We start from the raw sequence: 17,090 nt of genomic DNA on the forward strand, positions 1-17,090 counted from the left end.
TACTCGACGGCTACGGGTCTGAGCGCACGATAAATTTTGAATAGCCACTTAGCTGTTTTTAATGGAATTCACAGTGGCTCGCGGCCCAGGCCAGGTGAGATTTCCCTGGCCCATCATGGTGTGCTATTTCTCGACGAACTGCCCGAGTACCCACGCCAGGTGCTGGAGGTGATGCGCGAGCCCATGGAATCAGGGGAAATCCATATCGCCCGGGCCAGCCATCAGCGCTGTTATCCGGCGCGCTTCCAGCTGGTGGCGGCGATGAACCCTTGCCCTTGTGGTCACCTGGGTGACTCACGTCAGCAGTGCCACTGTACCGCCAACCAGATACAGCGCTATCAGGCGCGACTGTCGGGGCCGCTGCTTGACCGCATCGACCTGCAGGTGGAGGTGCCGGCTTTGCCACCAGAGCAGCTCACCTCACAAACCAATGGTGAGCCGTCCACTGACGTGCGCGAGCGGGTGCTGGCGGCGCGGCGGCGACAGCTGGCGCGGGGCGCGCTGAATGCCCGGCTAGGTGGGCGTGAGTTGGAGAGCATCTGTGCGCTGGAAACTGCTGACCGGGCTTGGCTGGCCGGTGCGCTGGAGCGGCTGAAGCTGTCGGCCCGCGCCTATCACCGGGTATTGCGAGTGGCGCTGACCCTGGCAGACCTGGCTGGCGAGCCGCGGCCGGGGCGCGAGCATTTGATGGAAGCCATTGGCTACCGCCAACTCGATCGCCAGCTGCAGGGCGGTTAACACAGCTTATAATAAAACCAGGCTTGAATATTTCACTTGGCTGATAGCTGGCTGATTGTAGAGAGAGCGCAGCGTGGAGTGATCGTTAGACCCGAGGCCATCCGGCGCCGGGCAATCGCGGAGGTGGTCGTATGACGCGTGCTATTGAACCTGGCAGGTTGACCTGCCTAACTGGCAGGGGGCGGCTGAGTCGTTCTGTCGTAATGGGGTTGTGTGTGCTTGTTTTGACCCTGGCTGTATGGGCGCCTGGGGCATGGGCGAAAAATACAGACGCCCCGACCCCTGCTGAACAGGTCAAGGCGGCTGTCGACCAGATTGATGGTCTGATCGAGACGGTCATGGCAGAAACAGGGGTGCCTGGGCTGGCGGTGGCTGTAGTGCACCAGGGCAAGACACTTTTTTCCAAAGGCTATGGCGTGCGTGAACTAGGCAAGCCCGGGCCCGTCGATGTCGATACAGTTTTTCAGTTGGCTTCCCTGTCAAAGTCCGTTTCTGCCAGTGTGGTAGCGCATCAGGTAGGCAAGGGCGTTGTCAGTTGGGATGATCCGGTGCAACAGTATTTGCCTTGGCTTCAACTGCAGGATCCGTGGGTCAGTGAACATGTCAGTATCGGTGATTTTTTTGCCCATCGCTCAGGCTTACCTGATCATGCCGGTGACGATCTTGAAGACCTCGGATTCGACCGCCAGTATATTCTGGAGCACTTGAAATACCTACCTCTCAGCGCGTTTCGCAACACTTATGCCTATACCAATTTTGGGATGACGGCAGGCGCAGAAGCCGTGGCCGTCGCCTCGGGAGTAGACTGGGCAAGCCTGGCAGAAAACACCCTCTATGTGCCGCTTGGCATGGCTTCTACAAGCTCTCGGTTTGAAGACTACTGGGCCCAAGGCAATCGTGCGGTCGGTCATGCCATTATCGACGGAGAGTTCAAGCCGGCGTTGCAGCGCATACCTGACCCGCAGTCGCCAGCTGGCGGCGTCAGTGCGTCAGTTACTGACTTTTCGCGCTGGATGATCATGCTGCTGTCGCAAGGCCGCTTTGAAGACCGGGTGATTATTGAAGAAAGTGCCCTAACACCGGCACTAACCCCTGAGATCATTTCACAGCATCCGGCAACGCCGGTTGATCGTGCCAGTTTTTATGGCTACGGGGTCAATGTTGCCATCCAGCCGACGGGGCAGACCATGCTGAGTCATTCTGGGGCCTTCGTTCTAGGAGCAAGTACGAGTTATATGCTGCTGCCGTCACAAGAGTTGGGCATTGCTGTGTTCACCAATGCTGCCCCGGTTGGTGCTGCAGAATCCGTGACGGCCCAATTCATGGACTTAGTTCAGTATGGGTCGGTGCAGCGAGAATGGCTTGCTGGGTATCAACAGTTATTTGCCCCGATGACAGCACCGCTCGGCGAGCTTGTTGGTCGGCAGCGTCCTGTGAGCGCTGAGCTTAGCGTTGATCTTGAGTCGTTGGAGGGGGGTTACGACAACGATTATTTCGGCCCGGCAAGAGTAGAGCAGGATGATGTCTCGCTGATCCTGACGCTCGGCCCTGACGAGCGAACGTTTGAAGCGAAACACTGGGCGGGAGATGTCTTCTATTTCCCCGTCTTCACTGAAAACATGCCATCAGGTTCGTTATCTTCTCTGATCTTTGATATCTCCGATGACGGCCTAGTGCAGTCACTCACGGTGGAATTTCTCAATGAATACGGTCTTGCCGTGTTTAACCGGCAGGGGCGCTGAGGCATGGCCCCACTTCTACACAACAAGAGCTTCTTACTAGCTCGCGTAGGCAAGCCTAGAGCGCATCGGCGTCCAGGGCGCCATCCAGGCTGGTCTGCCATAGTGCTTCCTTGCTGCCGGGGCGGCGCAGGGTGAGGTTCAGCCGGTACGGTAGCAGCACGCGGTCGGAGAGTGTCAGCGGTGGAGCGGTGGACTCGAGCCTGCTGGCTAGCCACCACAGGTTACTGTTGTTGTTTTCAGGCAGCTCCTCGGCCCAGTCTAGAACCTGGGGGCCTTGATCAACGCCGAGCAGGCCCCGCGCAATGCTTTCCAACAGCTGTTGTGGCGGAATGCTAAGCTCGCTGTCAACGTCAGGCGTGGCCAGCAGCAGCACCTGGTCATACTGGGGTTTTGGGAGCTGAGGAGCCTTGAGTATTTCATCAGCCCCATGTTGACCCAGCGCAATCAGTGCTTGGCGAACTGTCTGGGAGCGGTCAGGTGTACCCGCACAGGCACTCAGCAGGGTCATTAGCAGCAGTAAAATCAGCAGTCGTTGCCGCATCATGAGGTTGGGCTCTTGTGTGGTTTGGGTGTTGTATCCGGCGTGATGAGGCGGTCGATAAAGTGCCCCAAGGTATCCAGCAGGTCTTGGCGGATGGCTTCGGTCTCGTTGACCAGGTGGTGACGTGCTGCCGGCTGGCGATAGACCTGGGCGTGCGGAAACTTCTCGGTCAGTATCTTCAGGTTCCACTGCCAGTCAACGGTACGGTCCTGCTCGCCCTGCAGAATCAGCGTGGGTATCTGACTGGCCGGTAGTGCCAGCAGCTGGGGAATCCAGCGACGCATGGCGCTGATCCACTCCACTGGTAAGCGATCGGGCTGCAACGGATCACGTTCGCGCAGGAAGCTGGCGAATTCGGCGTCGTTGGAGTTGTTATTGAAACGTCGCGGAATGCTTTGCACAAAGGGGCCAACCAGCGAATGCACCAGGCTGGACTGTGGCCAACGGCGCGGTCGGACCAGCGGAGCCAGCAGCGCCAGCCCGGACCAGTGGTCGTCACCGCCGTGGCGTAGTGCATCGGTGGCAAGAATGCTGGCGCCGGTACTTTGCCCAACGCCAAGCCAAGGGCGCGGCGCCAGTCCGCGTGCCATCAGCTGTTGTTGGAGGCTGCGCAGGCAGTCGCCGTATTCGTCAAAGTCGGCAATGGTGGCTCGGGCGCCGCTGGATAAGCCGTGCCCTGGCAGGTCCCACAGGATCACGCGCCAGCCGTGGGCGAGCAGCCGCTCGATCAGGTGGCGATAAAGTCCTAAGTGGTCGTAGTAGCCGTGTACAACAAAGGCCGTGCCCACCGGTGCCGGTGGACTCCAGACCTGGGTCCACAAGCGGTATCCCTTGGTGTCCAAATAGCCGACCTCAAGCCCGGCCCGCTCGGTAAGCAGCGGTGCCATACCGTAGTGTTCAAGGTAATGTTCAAGGCAGTGGCGCAGGCTGTCGTGTCGCTCAGCGGGGCCAAGCGGGCCGTGTGCCAGCAGTGGGCTGAAATCTAGCATGGCTTTCTCCATCGTTGTGCCATGCTAGCGTCATGCCGCCTCTGTCACCAGTCGGGGTCCGCAATGTTTGTAGCTTGTGGCTGGGTTGGTGCAACAATTCAATGACATGCCGCGCGCAGTGGTCGTTGAGTGGCTCACTTCAGGCTGGTCTTTTGGTCGATAGTTGCTGCTGGTGCGCGGCGGCTTGCTTTACAACTGAAACAATTTTCCACAAAATTAAGTAATAAACTGGTTTTATCCACATATCCGGCATTCGCCCATTGCCTGACACTGGGCGGGTTTCTTACTGGAGGTTGCCCTCATGACCCAACGCATCACCCGCCATCGGCTGCAGGTTGCAGCTGAACTCGACCGCTTCATCAATGAACAGGCGTTGCCGGGTACGGGCATTGACCCTGATGACTTCTGGCAGGGTGTGGATGCCATTTTCCATGAATTGACGCCGCGCAACCAGGAGTTGTTGGCGGAGCGTGAGCGTCTGCAATCTGAGCTGGATGACTGGCACAGCCAGAACCCGGGGCCGGTGCGCGATCTTGCCGCATACCGCAGCTTCCTTGAAAAAATTGGCTATCTGGTTAAGCCGCCGCGTGAGGTTCAGGTGACCACCGCCAATGTGGATCGCGAGGTATCCCGTCAGGCTGGTCCGCAGCTGGTGGTGCCGGTTAACAATGCGCGCTATGCGCTGAATGCTGCCAATGCCCGCTGGGGCAGCCTGTATGATGCGCTCTATGGCACCGACGTGATATCTGAGGATGATGGCGCCGAAAAAGGCACCAGCTTTAACCCCAAGCGTGCTGAGAAGGTCATTGCCTATGCCCGCCGCGTATTGAATCGCTCCGTGCCGCTGGCAATCGGCTCGCACAGTGAAGCGACGCGTTATGTGGTGCGCGATGGCCATCTGGTGGTTTCGCTTGAAAACGGTCGCGAGACGGGGCTCAAGGAGCCGGGCAAGCTGATTGGCTATCAGGGAGAAGATAGTGCGCCTACGGGTATCCTGTTTTCCAATAATGGCCTGCGTCTCGAAGTTCAGATCGATGGCGAACATCCCATCGGCAAGACCGATCCGGCCAATGTGAAAGATGTTGTTATCGAGTCGGCCGTCAGCACCATAATGGACTGCGAGGACTCGGTCGCGGCAGTGGATGCCCAGGATAAGGTCGCGGTCTATGCCAACTGGCTGGGCCTGATGAAAGGCGACCTGACCGAGGAGATTACCAAGGGCGACAAGAGCTATACGCGCCGCTTGAACCCCGACCGTCAGTGGAAAAACCCACGTGGTGAGGCATTGTCGCTGCAAGGCCGTTCGCTGATGTTCGTGCGTAACGTAGGCCACTTGATGACCACGCCGGCGGTGCTCGACGAGCAGGGCAACGAGTTGCCCGAAGGCATTCTCGACGGCATCGTGACCAGCCTGATTGCGCTGCACGACCTCAATAAGCCCGAAGGCGAACTGCGTAACTCACGCACCGGCTCGGTTTACATCGTCAAGCCCAAGATGCACGGCCCAGACGAAGTGGCCTTTGCTAGCGAGCTGTTCTCGCGAGTTGAAGACGTGCTGGGTTTGGCCCGCGACACCCTGAAGATGGGCATCATGGACGAGGAGCGCCGCACCTCGGTCAACCTCAAGGCCTGTATTGCCCAGGCAAGTTCGCGGGTGGCGTTTATTAACACCGGCTTCCTCGACCGCACCGGTGACGAGATGCACACCGCGATGAACGCCGGGCCAATGATTCGCAAGGGCGATATGAAGAGCACGCCCTGGATCGATGCCTACGAGCGCAGCAACGTGCTAGTGGGGCTGGCCTGCGGCCTGCGCGGACACGCCCAGATCGGCAAGGGCATGTGGGCCATGCCGGACCTGATGGCAGCTATGGTTGAAGAGAAAATTGGTCACCCCAGAGCTGGTGCGAATACCGCCTGGGTGCCGTCGCCCACAGCAGCCACGCTGCATGCCCTGCATTATCATCAGGTCAGCGTGGAGGACGTCCAGCGAGAGCTGGAGACGGAAGACGAGGCAGAGCTGCGCGACGAATTGCTGAATGCGCTGCTCACGGTGCCGGTAGCCGAGTCTGTCGACTGGACTAGCGAAGAGCGCCAGCAGGAAATGGACAACAACTGCCAGGGCATTCTTGGTTACGTGGTGCGTTGGGTCGAGCAGGGCGTTGGGGTGTCCAAGGTGCCGGATATCCACGATGTGGGCCTGATGGAAGACCGTGCCACGCTGCGCATTTCCAGCCAGCACTTGGCTAACTGGCTGCTGCATGGCGTGATCGACGAAGCCCAGGTGCGCGAGACCCTGGAGCGCATGGCAAAAGTGGTCGACAAGCAGAACGAAGGTGACCCAGCCTATACGCCGATGAGCGATGATCTTGAGGCGTCAGACGCTTTCAAGGCGGCTTCCGACCTGATCTTCAAAGGTCGCACCCAGCCGTCAGGCTACACCGAGCCGTTGCTGCACCACTGGCGCGCGGTTCACAAGGCCCGCTGACGTCTGTTAGCTGCGCCCATCGCCCCCGTTGATGATTCACGGGGGCGATGTTTTTGTGGCCTGGCTCGGCTATTGTGTCTGTTGTAGGTTGATCAGTGCGTACCGGCATGTTCTCAACAGCAAGTCCTGAACCACATCACCCGCATAGGGAGCGACGCATGACCATGATGACCGCCTCTGCCATTGAAGATTTTTTGGATGAGGTTTTTCCGCAGCGCTCCGGTACTATCGAGGCCGTTAGCGAAATGCGCGCGACCATGAGCCTGGCGGTGGAAGATGAGCACCTGCGCCCCGGGGCCAGTGTGTCGGGCCCGACCCTGATGGGGTTGGCGGATGTATGCCTGTATGTCGCTATTCTGGCGCAGATCGGGCCTGAGCCCATGGCCGTCACCAGCGATCTGCACTGTCGTTTTCTGCGTCGACCGCGCAGCGACCGTGACCTGATTGCTAACGCCCGCATTCTCAAGCTCGGGCGTCGTCTGGCGGTAGGTGAGGTGCTGCTGTTTTCCAGCGGAGAGGACGAGCCGGTTGCCGTGGTAACCGCGACTTATGTGCTGCCCGACAATGATGACTGAGTGCGTATGATACATAGGGCCAGTGCCAGCCATCCGGCAATCATGGCAACGCCCCCAATAGGCGTGATGATGCCCAAGCGACCGATGCCCGTCACTGCCAGCGCATACAACGAGCCTGAAAAAAGCAGCATGCCAAGTGCCCACAGGCCCAGTACCAGACGCTGTCCGGCTAGCGGGCAGGCACTTCGCCAGGCCAGCACGCCGAGCATGGCGAGGGTGTGCCAAGCTTGATAGCGTACGCCGGTCTCAAACGTCTGCAGTAACTTGGGCGACAGATAGCCCGATAGCCCGTGAGCGGCGAAAGCGCCGGTGCCTACCATCAATGCGCCCGATACGGCGGTTAGCAGCCACCAGTTGCGATCGTGCATGTGTTACTCCCTCTGTAATGTGTTGAATCTGTAATGTGTTGAAGTAGCCCGGCCAGACGGCCGGCCAACGTACCCCGTATGACGTCAATGAGGCTACAATACTGGCCCCGATACTTTACTCACCGATGAGGATGATATGCAGATACAGCTCAACGGCGAAGCGCATCGCGTCGAAAAAGAGCTTACCGTCGCCGCCCTGCTTGAAACGCTGGGCTTGACCGAGCGCCGCATTGCTGTGGAAGTAAACGAGAATATTATTCCCAGAAGCACCCATTCGGCCAGGCACCTGGCCGACGGCGACCGGGTTGAGATTGTTCACGCTATTGGCGGCGGCTGACGTACGGGTTTCCCCCAATAACAACGATTATACGATTGCCAAGGTCATCAAGGAGACCCCATGACCGAGTACTTTCAGGATGCACCCCTGCGTATCGCCGACCATGAATTTTCTTCGCGCTTGCTGGTGGGCACTGGTAAATACCGCGACTTTGATGAAACCCGTGACGCCATCGCCGCCAGTGGCGCTGAAGTGGTGACCTTTGCGGTGCGTCGCACCAATCTGGGCCAGAGTGCCTCTGAGCCGAACCTGCTGGATGTAATCTCGCCGGACCGCTATACCCTGCTGCCTAATACGGCCGGTTGTCACGATGCCAAAGAAGCAGTCCGTACCTGTCGCCTGGCCCGCGAGTTGCTGGACGGCCATCGCCTGGTCAAGCTTGAGATTCTGGCCGATGACAGTACCCTTTATCCCAACGTGGTGGAGACGCTCAAGGCCGCTGAAGTCCTGGTCAAGGAAGGCTTCGACGTTATGGTCTACACCAACGACGACCCTATTGTCGCGCTGGAACTGGAGCGCCTGGGCTGCTGCGCGGTCATGCCGCTAGGCTCATTGATCGGCTCGGGTCACGGCATCCAGAACCCGTTCAATCTGCAACTGATTATTGAGCGCGCCAGTGTTCCCGTGCTGGTGGATGCCGGTATCGGCACTGCCTCTGAGGCCGCCCAGGCCATGGAGCTGGGCTGTGATGCGGTGTTGATGAACTCCGCTATCGCCAATGCGCGTCACCCCGTGCTGATGGCCAGCGCCATGCAGCGTGCGGTCCTCGCCGGACGCGAAGCCTTTCTTGCTGGGCGTATGCCGCGTCGGCCCAACGCTGAGCCGTCCTCGCCGATGGCTGGGCGTATTACCCGCTGACTGACCCTTTACTGAAGGCATCACAGGCATGACTGAACAGACACCAAACGACTCCGCTTCTGAGACCAGTCCGGCAAGCGCTGATGCACCGTTGCATCGGCGCGGGATCAAGAGCTATGTGATACGCGCCGGACGCACAACCATTGCTCAGCAGCGCGGGCTGGATGATGTCTGGCCGCGACTAGGCCTGACCATTGCCGATGGGCGCCAGGACCCAGCCGTGCTGTTTGGCCGCAAGGCGCCGCTGGTGGTGGAGGTGGGCTTCGGCATGGGCGGCTCACTGGTTGAGCAGGCTGAAGCCAATCCGGGCACCGACTTCATCGGCATCGAGGTCCACGCTCCGGGCGTGGGCAAGCTGTTAGATGAGGTCGACAAGCGCGGTCTGACGAATCTGAGGGTGTACCGCGAGGATGCCTTAGCGGTGCTGGAGCAGTGCCTGCCCGAAGCCTGCATGGATACTCTCCAGCTGTTCTTTCCTGATCCCTGGACGAAGAAGAAGCATCACAAGCGGCGTATTGTTCAGCCAGCGTTTGTCGAGCTGATCCGCACCCGCCTCAAACCAGGTGGCATCCTACACATGGCCACCGACTGGCAGGCCTACGCCGAGTGGATGGCCGAGGTGCTGGACGCCGCACCGGGCTATATCAACAGCGCGGCGGGCGACACGGCGCCTTATGTGCCGCGGCCTGAGTTTCGCCCGCTGACCAAGTTTGAGACCCGGGGAGAGAAACTTGGGCATGGTGTCTGGGACCTGATGTACCGCCGCGCTGACTGATTCCCGAAACCGCGGCACGGCGGCGGCGCCTGTTGCCTGCGGCCAGCGCCCAAAGTGCGCCGAACAGTGACAGGATCAGCCCGGCCAGGCCCAGTGCATCCGGGTGCTCGCCGAACATCAGCGCGCCGATGATCAGCGTTACCGCCGGGGTCAGTGCGATCAGGCCCGAGGTGGTCGTAACCCCGAAACGCCCCAAGCTGGCCACAAAGAAACCGTAGCCGCCATAAGTCGACAGCACAATCAGCCAGGCCAGTGCCAGCCATACGCTGGTATTAAGCTGTGGCGGGGGCGGCAGGCCGGGTTCCAGCAGTAGTGCTGCTACCACAAACAACCCTGCCGCAGCGCTGACCTGCAGCGCCAAGCGCGTCACCAGCGCCAGCGGCTCATGCTGTTTGCTGCTCGCCGCCTGGTAGCTGGAGGGCTTGGGGCCGGGTGGCGTCAGTACGCTGCCCAGCGACACGGCAAGCACTGCGGCCAGCGGCAGCGTGTAAGCCCACAGTGGTGCGCCTCCCGCTCCCCGCATATCGCCAACCACCATGGCGGCTGCTCCCAAGGTGGCAATTCCCATGCCCCACCACTGGGCCTTGCAGCTACGCTCACGCAGCAGTCGGCTGGCCAGCAGTGCAGCGGCCAGCGGTTGCAGCGCGCCGATCAGCGCGGCGACCGAAGCGCTGACGCCTTCGGCTACGGCTAGCAGCATGGTCAGCAGGTACACGCCGAGAGTCAGGCTGCCGGTCAGCAGCTCATGGACCACCTGGCGGCGATTGGGTCGGTGACCGGGCTTTGCCCGGCGCCATGCCACTACCGTCCAGGCCAGCAGTGCCGCCATGACAAAGCGCCAGGCATAGAAGCCAATCACTGGCCCAGCAACATCGACTGCCAGACGACTGCCCACAAAACCGCTGCTCCAGCACAGCACAAAGCCAACCGCTATCACCAGGGAGGTAACCGGGACGCGCGGTAGGCGTTCTAGTCGAGGCAAAGTAGTAAACAGGCGTGGCAGGCTGAGCATGGAGACCTCCCGGTCTGCTGGAAGAGCGTGAATGGCACTAACGAACAATGTCGTTAGCGATGAGATGTATTCATTCTGGGATCCTGCTAGGCTTTAAGCTATCGAAACTTATTGGACTCAGAGTTCAATTAAATTCAAGGCTGGATTTGAATGGCAGAAATCTCAGGAGCAACCCTGGACCTTGAGGCGCTGCGCAGTTTCATGATTATCGTGCAGCAGGGCAGTTTGGCGGCCGCCGCTGAGCAGCGCCATCGCACTGTCAGTGCCTTGAGCATGCAAATCAAGCGGCTGGAGGAGCGGCTGGAAACGCGACTGCTGATTCGCGGCCCGCGCGGAGTCACGCCGTCACCCGCGGGCGAGGTGCTGTTGAGAGAAGCTCGTGAGCTGTTGCGTCAGCATGATGGCCTGATTGCCCGGCTGACCGGGCAGGGGCTGTCGGGCCGGGTGCGCTTTGGCATGCCGGAAGGCTACGCTCCCCAGCTGGTGGAGCAGGTGCTGCCGGACTTTCTTGCCAGCCATCCCAATGTGGTGCTGGAGGCGGTGACTGCGCCCAGCGGTGAGCTGGCACGGCGGCTCGAGCGTGGCGAGCTGTCGCTGATCGTGGCCCTGGACAGACCCCACCGGCTGACCGGAGGCGAAGCGCTGTGGAAAACCTCGCCGGTATGGGCCGCGGCGCGCGACTTCAGTATCAATTCCGAGTCGCCGTTGCCGCTGGCGGTGCACCCGCTGGACTGTCCATTTCGTTCGCTGGGCGTTGAGGCGCTGGAGGCGCGCGATCGCGACTGGTACGCGGTATTCACCAGCACCAGTATTCATGCGGTGGAAAAAGCGGTAGAAGTCGGTCTGGCCATCAGTATCCTGGATCGGCAGCGGCTACTGCCTACCATGCGGGTGCTGGATGAGAGCGATGGCCTGCCACTGCTCAGTGACAGTCAGGCGTGTCTGTATTTTAGCCGCCGCATAGATGCCCCCTCATGGCCGGCAGTGCAGGCACTGGCCGACATGCTGCGTGAGCGGCTGGGCAAAGTGGGCCCCTGGCCTGGCACCCGGGCCAGAGCGAGTGCTGATCCTCATGCCTACGCCTAGAAGGATACGCAAAAAAAAGCCGCTCCAGGGAAGGAGCGGCAAAAGACCGTGACTAACAATGAGGAGGAGAAACCTGACAGGAGACTGGCAAGAACCCTGTCGGGCCATGGCGTCTCATCAACACCATGTAGCGTAGAGTAAATCATTCTCATTTGAGCTGTCAACACAAACGAGAATCTTTTTTGTTTATGCCCCTTACATGCTGGCTGGTCAGGGCATATGCATGAGAATCATGGATATGCCTCGGAGGATACGCAAAAAAAGCCGCTCCAGGGAAGGAGCGGCAAAAGACCGTGACTAACAATGAGGAGGAGAAACCTGACAGGAGACTGGCAAGAACCCTGTCGGGCCATGGCGTCTCATCAACACCATGTAGCGTAGAGTAAATCATTCTCATTTGCTCTGTCAATACAAATGAGAAGCTTTTTTATTAGGCCTGGGTGCATGCTGGCTAGCCGCCAGCCAGACGCAACCACAAGGGCAGGCTCAACATGGCCAGCAGCGTCTGGCTGGTGATCAGTGCCGCCATCAGTTCGGCATCGCCGCCCAGCTGGCGGGCCAGGATATACGCCGAGGTAGCGGTGGGCAGAGCGGCAAACAGCAACGCGACATCACGACTGACTGGGTCCAGCCCCACGGCATGGGCCAACGCCAGCACCAGTGCCGGCATGGCCACCAGCTTGATGCCGTTGGCCATCCATACGCCGATATCGCGCCTGAGCAGTGCCGCAGGGCGCAGAGCCACCCCCACGGCTACCAGCCCCAGTGGCAGGGCGGCCCGCCCCAGCAGGGTGATGGCAGGTTCGCTCCAGCCGGGTAAGCCAATGCCCGACAGGTTCAGGGCAATACCCAGCAGGCAGGCGAGAATCAGCGGGTTGCGGCTCAGGGCCACGACGCTGGCGCGCAGACCAGCGCTGCCCAGAGTGCCCGCGGCAACAAAACCTGACACACACATGACGTTCACTACTGGAACCATCAGCGCTACGGCAACTGCTGCCACGGTGGTGCCGGTGCTGCCATGCAGTGCAGCGGCCCCAGCCACCCCCACGTAAGTATTGAAGCGCAATGAGCCCTGAAACACCGAGGTAAAGGGCGCAGCAGGTAGTGCCAGTCGTTTGCGTAGCCTCCACAGCAAGCCACCAAAAAACAGCATGGCCCCCAGCAGCACCAGCGCCAGCCGTCCCGCCGGTACGCTTTGCATATCGGCCTGGGCCAGTGTTGATACCAGCATGGCCGGAAACAGCAGGGTATAGACCAACCGCTCCAGGCGCGGCCAGAAGTCACCGCCGGGAATATCGAGCCGCTGTAACACTAGACCGAGTAGTATCAGCAGGAAAAGCGGGCCAAGGGCGTTCGAGATACCTTCCATGAGCAGCTTCTCTCCATCTCAGGCTTGGATTCGTGCACTAGGTGCCTGCGACAACGGCGCGCAGAGGAGCCAGTGTCAAATACTGTTAAGCTTACCTGCATCCAGCCATCGATGTAGACAAGTCTTATGAACACATCGCCATTTTCCGGACAGGAGTCCTCCTGGGTGCGTTCGCCGCAGTTGCGTCTGCTGGTGATTGCTACCCTGATAACCCTCGGGCTGGCGCTGTGGTATCTGCTGCGCTATGCCCTTGATGCGGACAGCGATGTACGCTGGATCCCACCCGCTGAGGCCTGCGATATATCGCAGGGGCCATGTAGCGTGGCACTGGGTGATGGCAGGCAACTGGTTTTTTCGATGCAGACTGATGGGCCGATACATGCCCTGGAGCTGCTGCCGCTTTCTGTTGAGCTTGAAGGCGGTAAAGCTATGGCTGCCGTCGTCCGCTTTGAAGGCCTCGATATGGATATGGGGTTGCACCGTTTTCCACTTACCGCCAACGGCAGCGTGTTTCAGGGCGATGGCCAGGTGGCGCTGTGCACCGATGAGGTGATGGATTGGCGTGCCCGGGTGATCGTGGATACTCCAGATGGTCGGATCGGTAGCTGGTTCGACTTCCAGGTTGTCAAAAGCTAGCGTCTTCCCATACGGAGTAAATGCATGAAGCGTATATGGCTATGGGCGGGCCTGGCTGTCGTCACAGTCGCCATTGTTGTGGTTTTGGCCGGTTGGTGGAGTGATCGACAGCGCAGTGTGGATGGCCCTCCCGAGGGCGGCGATATTGCGTTGGGCTCTACCGTTGGCGACTTCTCACTCAGTCAGTTGGATGAGGATCAGCTGGCGGTAGTGTTCTTTGGCTATACCTGGTGTCCGGATGCTTGTCCGATCAGCCTGGGTGTGCTGCGCCAGGCACGCCAACAACTCAGTGAAGCGCAGCGTGAGCGGGTCGTGCCATTGATGGTGTCGGTGGACCCCGAGCGCGACACCCTTGAGCGGCTGAAAGAGTATCTCGCTTTCTTTGGTGACGGTTTTATTGGCGCTACAGGCAGCGAAGCCGAGCTGAAGGACATTGCCAGGCGCTACCAGGTGGTGTGGCGCAAGGTTGAAACCCCGGACTCCGCGGCGGATTACACCATTGATCACAGTGTTTCACTGTATGTGGTAAACCGTGACGGGGAAATCCTGCGCCGTGTACTGCACTCACCAAGGCCGGAGCCATTGCTGTCAGCGCTGAAAGAAAGGCTTGAAAAATAACTTGGCGGGCACGCACTGAACGTCCCGACAAGTGATTCAGCTGCCCGGCGATGACTGCAGTTTATCTAGCATCTGCATCAGGGAGCCGATCTGGCGTCCCTCTCGGGAGTCGTGCAGTGGGTCAAGCTGCCAGCTGCTTTCGGTGAAGCCCCACCAGTCCCAGCAGCCCTGAGGATTGGCCATGCTGGCTTTGGCTTGAGGGTACAGCACCAGCCGTCCTTCGCGGTCCGCTCGCTCATTCAGACCATTATGGCGGACAAAGCTTTCGTCGCCCTCACTGGCGCTCATGCCACAGCCGTGCAGTGCAACACTGACCGGACAGCCGCCCGATTCGCACGACTCGGGAAGAAACAGATAGCCTTCATCGGCCAGGCCGCGGGCATCAAAGTCGCTTTGGTCGAAGCGCACCAGTCGGCCTCTTTCACTGATACTTTCAACATCTTTTTCTGGTGCCGGGCCGTGTATCCAGTCCAAGGCTTCTTCGCCGACCTTGCGCTCGCAGTCGAGCAGGTGGTTGCCGCCACCTTCAGCGCAGTCAGCCCTTTCGGGGATATCAGGCTCAGCTTGCGAGCTGCCCACTGGCCAACCGTGTGCGGCACCCTCATCAACAACCGCTTGCAGCTGCTGTTCAGGATCAGCCAGCCAGCTGCTCAGCTGCTGTGTCAGCGACTGGCCAATCGAGGGCGCGACTACCGAGTCGGCACCGCCATGCCAGCTATAGGCCCGCAATGTAGACAGCTGTTGCGGGGTGCCGACTAATTCGCGCTTCAGATAAGACTGGTAACGCTCGTCTAGGGTACCCAGATCGATCGGGCCCTTCGTTGTCAGCATGCACTGGGTCAGCGCCAGGCTAAGCGAGCCCTGGGCACAGCCCCAGGGGCCGGCAGAAATGATCCCCAGCCCCGTGAAGCGCTCGGGCCAGGCAACTGCTAGCTGGCTGGCCATATAGCCCCCTGAAGAAACACCGATGACGCTGGCGTTGTCGCGGGCGGCCCCCAGGGCAGGCAGTGCAGCCGCTGGCGCGCCAGCGTCAGTCGGCTGATTGGCCAGCAGCGGTGTGGTAAACGCAATAGCCAGCCCCCCACCTAGGAGGCTGGCTGCCAGTAGCGGTGCTCTGGTTTTCATGCGGATTTTCATGCGCTTACTGCTTGTCGGCGGCGTCAACACCGAGCAGCTCGACCTTAAAGGTCAGCACTTCATTCGGGCCAATCGGCCCCTGGCCGTGTTCGCCATAGGCCAGCTCGGAAGGAATCACCAGCTCCCAGGTGTCGCCTTCGCTCATCAGCTTGAGGGCTTCCTGCCAGCCCTCGATGACCTGGCCGACTTTAAACTGGACCGGCTCACCGCGCTCATAGGAGCTGTCAAAGACGGTGCCGTCGATCAGCGTGCCTTCATAATGCACTTGGACGTTGTCGCCAGCCTTGGGCGTGGCGCCATCGCCGGATTCCAGCACCCGATACTGTAGGCCGGACTCAGTGATGGTAACGCCATCTTTTCCGGCATTCTCATCGAGGTAAACCTGGCCCTCAGCTGCGTTGGCCTCGGCTTCAGCTTCGGCCTTGGCAGCGCGGTTGCGCATGGCTTCCTGCTGGAAGTCGGTTAGCGTTTTGGCCATTTCCTCATCGCTCAAGGCAAGTTCTTCACCGGCGAAAACATCCTGGATCGCCTGAGTGAAGCTGTCGATGTCCAGATTATCAACGTCCTGGTGAATGGACTGTCCGAGTGTGGCACCCAGGCTGTAGCTCAATTTCTGTTGTTCAGAATCGAGTGCAGCGAAAGTCAGTGATGAAGCGCCCAGCAGCGCAACCAGTGACGCAGAGGTTAACAATGTTTTCATGAAACAACCTTGTCGATAGGTGCTGTTCGGCACCGTTGAGTGTATGACGTGTGTTGGACACTAGCAGGAGTGGCTGGGTTCCGCAGCCTGTCAGTTAATCAATGTAACCTCGTGCGATTGTCTTTCTGGACCAGAAACTGTGTCTTGACATGGGGAGACCTTTACTCTTCCCTATAGATGTCAATATAAAAAGGAGAGCGTAATGAAATTGCAAAAGGTAGCGTTAGGAGTTGCAGTTGCAAGCATGATGGGCGTGGCGACAACAGCCAGTGCAGAAACTTGGCGCTTCGGTCTTGAGGAGATCGAGGGCAGCGTCCAGCATGGTTACGCAGAAGAGTTCAAGAAGCTTGTTGAAGAAAAAACAGACGGTGACATTACCGTCCAGCTGCTTCCCTATGGTAAGTGGGGTTCCAGCTATTCTGAGCTATATGATGCTGTTCAGGGGGGGGCAATCCAGCTGGGCTTCGGCTCAGGTGCATTGGGTGGCACCGTGCCGGAAAGCCAGTTGATGAGCCTCAACTTCGTCATGCCGGCCGATGAGATGGAAACCGTCACGGTGCTCAACTCCGATGAATTCCTGAAGAGTGATGCCTGGCAGGATTCTTTCCGTGAGCGTGGCCTGGTGCCGCTGGCCGAGCTTGCCGAAGGCTATCAGGTATGGACGACCAACAAGGAAATCACAACCCCAGAAGATATTGAAAACCTGCAGATTCGCGTGATGGATAACACTCTGCTGCGGGAAACCTACAAGGGCTACGGTGCCTCACCGATTTCGATTGCCTATGGTGAGCTGTACAGCGCACTGCAGCAGGGTCAGGCAGAAGGTAATATTCAGCCGGTGTTTGCCCATGAAGAGATGGGGTTCTATGAAGTTCAGGACTATCTGATTTTCGCCAAGCAGTCTCAGTTCGTCGCTACGCTGATGGGTAACCTAGACTGGTATGACGGTCTGAGTGATGAGCAGCGCGACATGATCGACGATATCACTGGCGAGCTGGTTCAGGTCGGTCATGATATCCAGACCGAGTTCAACACCACGCGTCTGGAGACTATGAAAGAAAAGAGCGATAAGTGGCTATTCAAAATTTATCGTGCGCTCAGACCCGTAGCCGTCGAGTAGG

The 17,090-nt window shown here is 59.3% G+C and carries 16 protein-coding genes and 2 pseudogenes; 11 read left to right on the forward strand and 7 right to left on the reverse strand.

Annotation, left to right across the window (positions count from 1 at the left end):
- Positions 1 to 66 precede the first annotated feature (66 nt).
- Together ACTH3D_RS09040 and ACTH3D_RS09045 are read left to right on the forward strand one after the other, a co-directional pair.
- A pseudogene (locus ACTH3D_RS09040) lies at positions 67 to 738 on the forward strand (ATP-binding protein); the annotation flags it as partial.
- Positions 739 to 941: 203 nt separating this feature from the next.
- The gene (locus ACTH3D_RS09045) at positions 942 to 2,480 is read left to right on the forward strand and encodes a serine hydrolase (RefSeq protein ID WP_441666759.1); all 1,539 of its coding nucleotides are present in this window, start codon (positions 942 to 944) and stop codon (positions 2,478 to 2,480) included.
- 55 nt (positions 2,481 to 2,535) lie between these two features.
- Here the strand turns inward: ACTH3D_RS09045 and ACTH3D_RS09050 are convergent, their stop codons facing one another.
- On the reverse strand, positions 2,536 to 3,024 hold the full coding sequence (locus ACTH3D_RS09050; RefSeq protein ID WP_441666742.1) for a hypothetical protein: 489 nt from the start codon (positions 3,022 to 3,024) through the stop codon (positions 2,536 to 2,538).
- Positions 3,021 to 4,010, reverse strand: coding sequence for an alpha/beta hydrolase (locus tag ACTH3D_RS09055; protein ID WP_441666743.1), 990 nt, complete (start codon positions 4,008 to 4,010; stop codon positions 3,021 to 3,023). Before ACTH3D_RS09055 ends, ACTH3D_RS09050 begins: the two co-directional genes overlap by 4 nt.
- A gap of 301 nt (positions 4,011 to 4,311) precedes the next feature.
- Here ACTH3D_RS09055 and ACTH3D_RS09060 point away from each other — a divergent pair, with 301 nt between their 5' ends.
- Positions 4,312 to 6,498: a malate synthase G gene (locus ACTH3D_RS09060; protein WP_441666745.1), complete on the forward strand. Its 2,187-nt coding sequence runs from the start codon at positions 4,312 to 4,314 to the stop codon at positions 6,496 to 6,498.
- Between the two features lie 158 nt (positions 6,499 to 6,656).
- Complete coding sequence (locus ACTH3D_RS09065) at positions 6,657 to 7,073, forward strand: PaaI family thioesterase (protein WP_441666746.1); 417 nt, start codon at positions 6,657 to 6,659, stop codon at positions 7,071 to 7,073.
- Here the strand turns inward: ACTH3D_RS09065 and ACTH3D_RS09070 are convergent.
- Entirely contained in the window at positions 7,046 to 7,441 is a 396-nt protein-coding gene (locus ACTH3D_RS09070) for a DUF423 domain-containing protein (RefSeq protein ID WP_441666747.1), read from the reverse strand. The two genes, ACTH3D_RS09065 and ACTH3D_RS09070, sit on opposite strands and share 28 nt — an antisense overlap.
- Before the next feature lie 136 nt (positions 7,442 to 7,577).
- Between ACTH3D_RS09070 and thiS the strand changes: the two genes are divergently transcribed.
- From thiS to trmB, 3 genes are read left to right on the forward strand one after another with little or no spacing between them, the layout of a single operon-like run.
- Positions 7,578 to 7,778, forward strand: a complete 201-nt coding sequence (gene thiS / locus ACTH3D_RS09075) for a sulfur carrier protein ThiS (RefSeq protein ID WP_441666748.1) — start codon at positions 7,578 to 7,580, stop codon at positions 7,776 to 7,778.
- A 60-nt stretch (positions 7,779 to 7,838) separates the two neighbouring features.
- Positions 7,839 to 8,636 carry a thiazole synthase gene (locus tag ACTH3D_RS09080; RefSeq protein ID WP_441666750.1) on the forward strand — a complete coding sequence of 266 codons (798 nt, stop codon included), beginning with the start codon at positions 7,839 to 7,841 and terminating at the stop codon, positions 8,634 to 8,636.
- A 28-nt stretch (positions 8,637 to 8,664) separates the two neighbouring features.
- Positions 8,665 to 9,411, forward strand: coding sequence for a tRNA (guanosine(46)-N7)-methyltransferase TrmB (gene trmB / locus ACTH3D_RS09085; protein ID WP_441666751.1), 747 nt, complete (start codon positions 8,665 to 8,667; stop codon positions 9,409 to 9,411).
- Positions 9,412 to 9,469: 58 nt separating this feature from the next.
- Here the strand turns inward: trmB and ACTH3D_RS09090 are convergent.
- Positions 9,470 to 10,423: pseudogene (locus ACTH3D_RS09090) on the reverse strand (DMT family transporter); the annotation flags it as partial.
- 150 nt (positions 10,424 to 10,573) lie between these two features.
- Here ACTH3D_RS09090 and ACTH3D_RS09095 point away from each other — a divergent pair.
- The gene (locus ACTH3D_RS09095; RefSeq protein WP_441666752.1) at positions 10,574 to 11,509 is read left to right on the forward strand and encodes a LysR family transcriptional regulator; all 936 of its coding nucleotides are present in this window, start codon (positions 10,574 to 10,576) and stop codon (positions 11,507 to 11,509) included.
- A 451-nt stretch (positions 11,510 to 11,960) separates the two neighbouring features.
- Here the strand turns inward: ACTH3D_RS09095 and ACTH3D_RS09100 are convergent, their stop codons facing one another.
- Positions 11,961 to 12,878: an AEC family transporter gene (locus tag ACTH3D_RS09100; RefSeq protein WP_441666753.1), complete on the reverse strand. Its 918-nt coding sequence runs from the start codon at positions 12,876 to 12,878 to the stop codon at positions 11,961 to 11,963.
- Between the two features lie 126 nt (positions 12,879 to 13,004).
- On the opposite strand from ACTH3D_RS09100, the gene ACTH3D_RS09105 reads away from it, so the two are divergent.
- Entirely contained in the window at positions 13,005 to 13,514 is a 510-nt protein-coding gene (locus tag ACTH3D_RS09105; protein WP_441666754.1) for a hypothetical protein, read from the forward strand.
- Positions 13,515 to 13,538: 24 nt separating this feature from the next.
- Positions 13,539 to 14,132: an SCO family protein gene (locus ACTH3D_RS09110; protein ID WP_441666755.1), complete on the forward strand. Its 594-nt coding sequence runs from the start codon at positions 13,539 to 13,541 to the stop codon at positions 14,130 to 14,132.
- Between the two features lie 36 nt (positions 14,133 to 14,168).
- On the opposite strand, the gene ACTH3D_RS09115 is transcribed toward ACTH3D_RS09110, so the two are convergent.
- Together ACTH3D_RS09115 and ACTH3D_RS09120 are read right to left on the reverse strand one after the other, a co-directional pair.
- A complete protein-coding gene (locus ACTH3D_RS09115) occupies positions 14,169 to 15,257 on the reverse strand; it encodes a poly(3-hydroxybutyrate) depolymerase (RefSeq protein WP_441666756.1) in 1,089 nt (362 codons plus the stop codon).
- A 16-nt stretch (positions 15,258 to 15,273) separates the two neighbouring features.
- On the reverse strand, positions 15,274 to 15,969 hold the full coding sequence (locus tag ACTH3D_RS09120) for an FKBP-type peptidyl-prolyl cis-trans isomerase (RefSeq protein ID WP_441666757.1): 696 nt from the start codon (positions 15,967 to 15,969) through the stop codon (positions 15,274 to 15,276).
- A gap of 202 nt (positions 15,970 to 16,171) precedes the next feature.
- Here ACTH3D_RS09120 and dctP point away from each other — a divergent pair, with 202 nt between their 5' ends.
- On the forward strand, positions 16,172 to 17,089 hold the full coding sequence (gene dctP / locus ACTH3D_RS09125) for a TRAP transporter substrate-binding protein DctP (RefSeq protein ID WP_441666758.1): 918 nt from the start codon (positions 16,172 to 16,174) through the stop codon (positions 17,087 to 17,089).
- Position 17,090: the final 1 nt, after the last annotated feature.

This window comes from Halomonas sp. (assembly GCF_052095765.1).
GTDB lineage: Bacteria > Pseudomonadota > Gammaproteobacteria > Pseudomonadales > Halomonadaceae > Halomonas.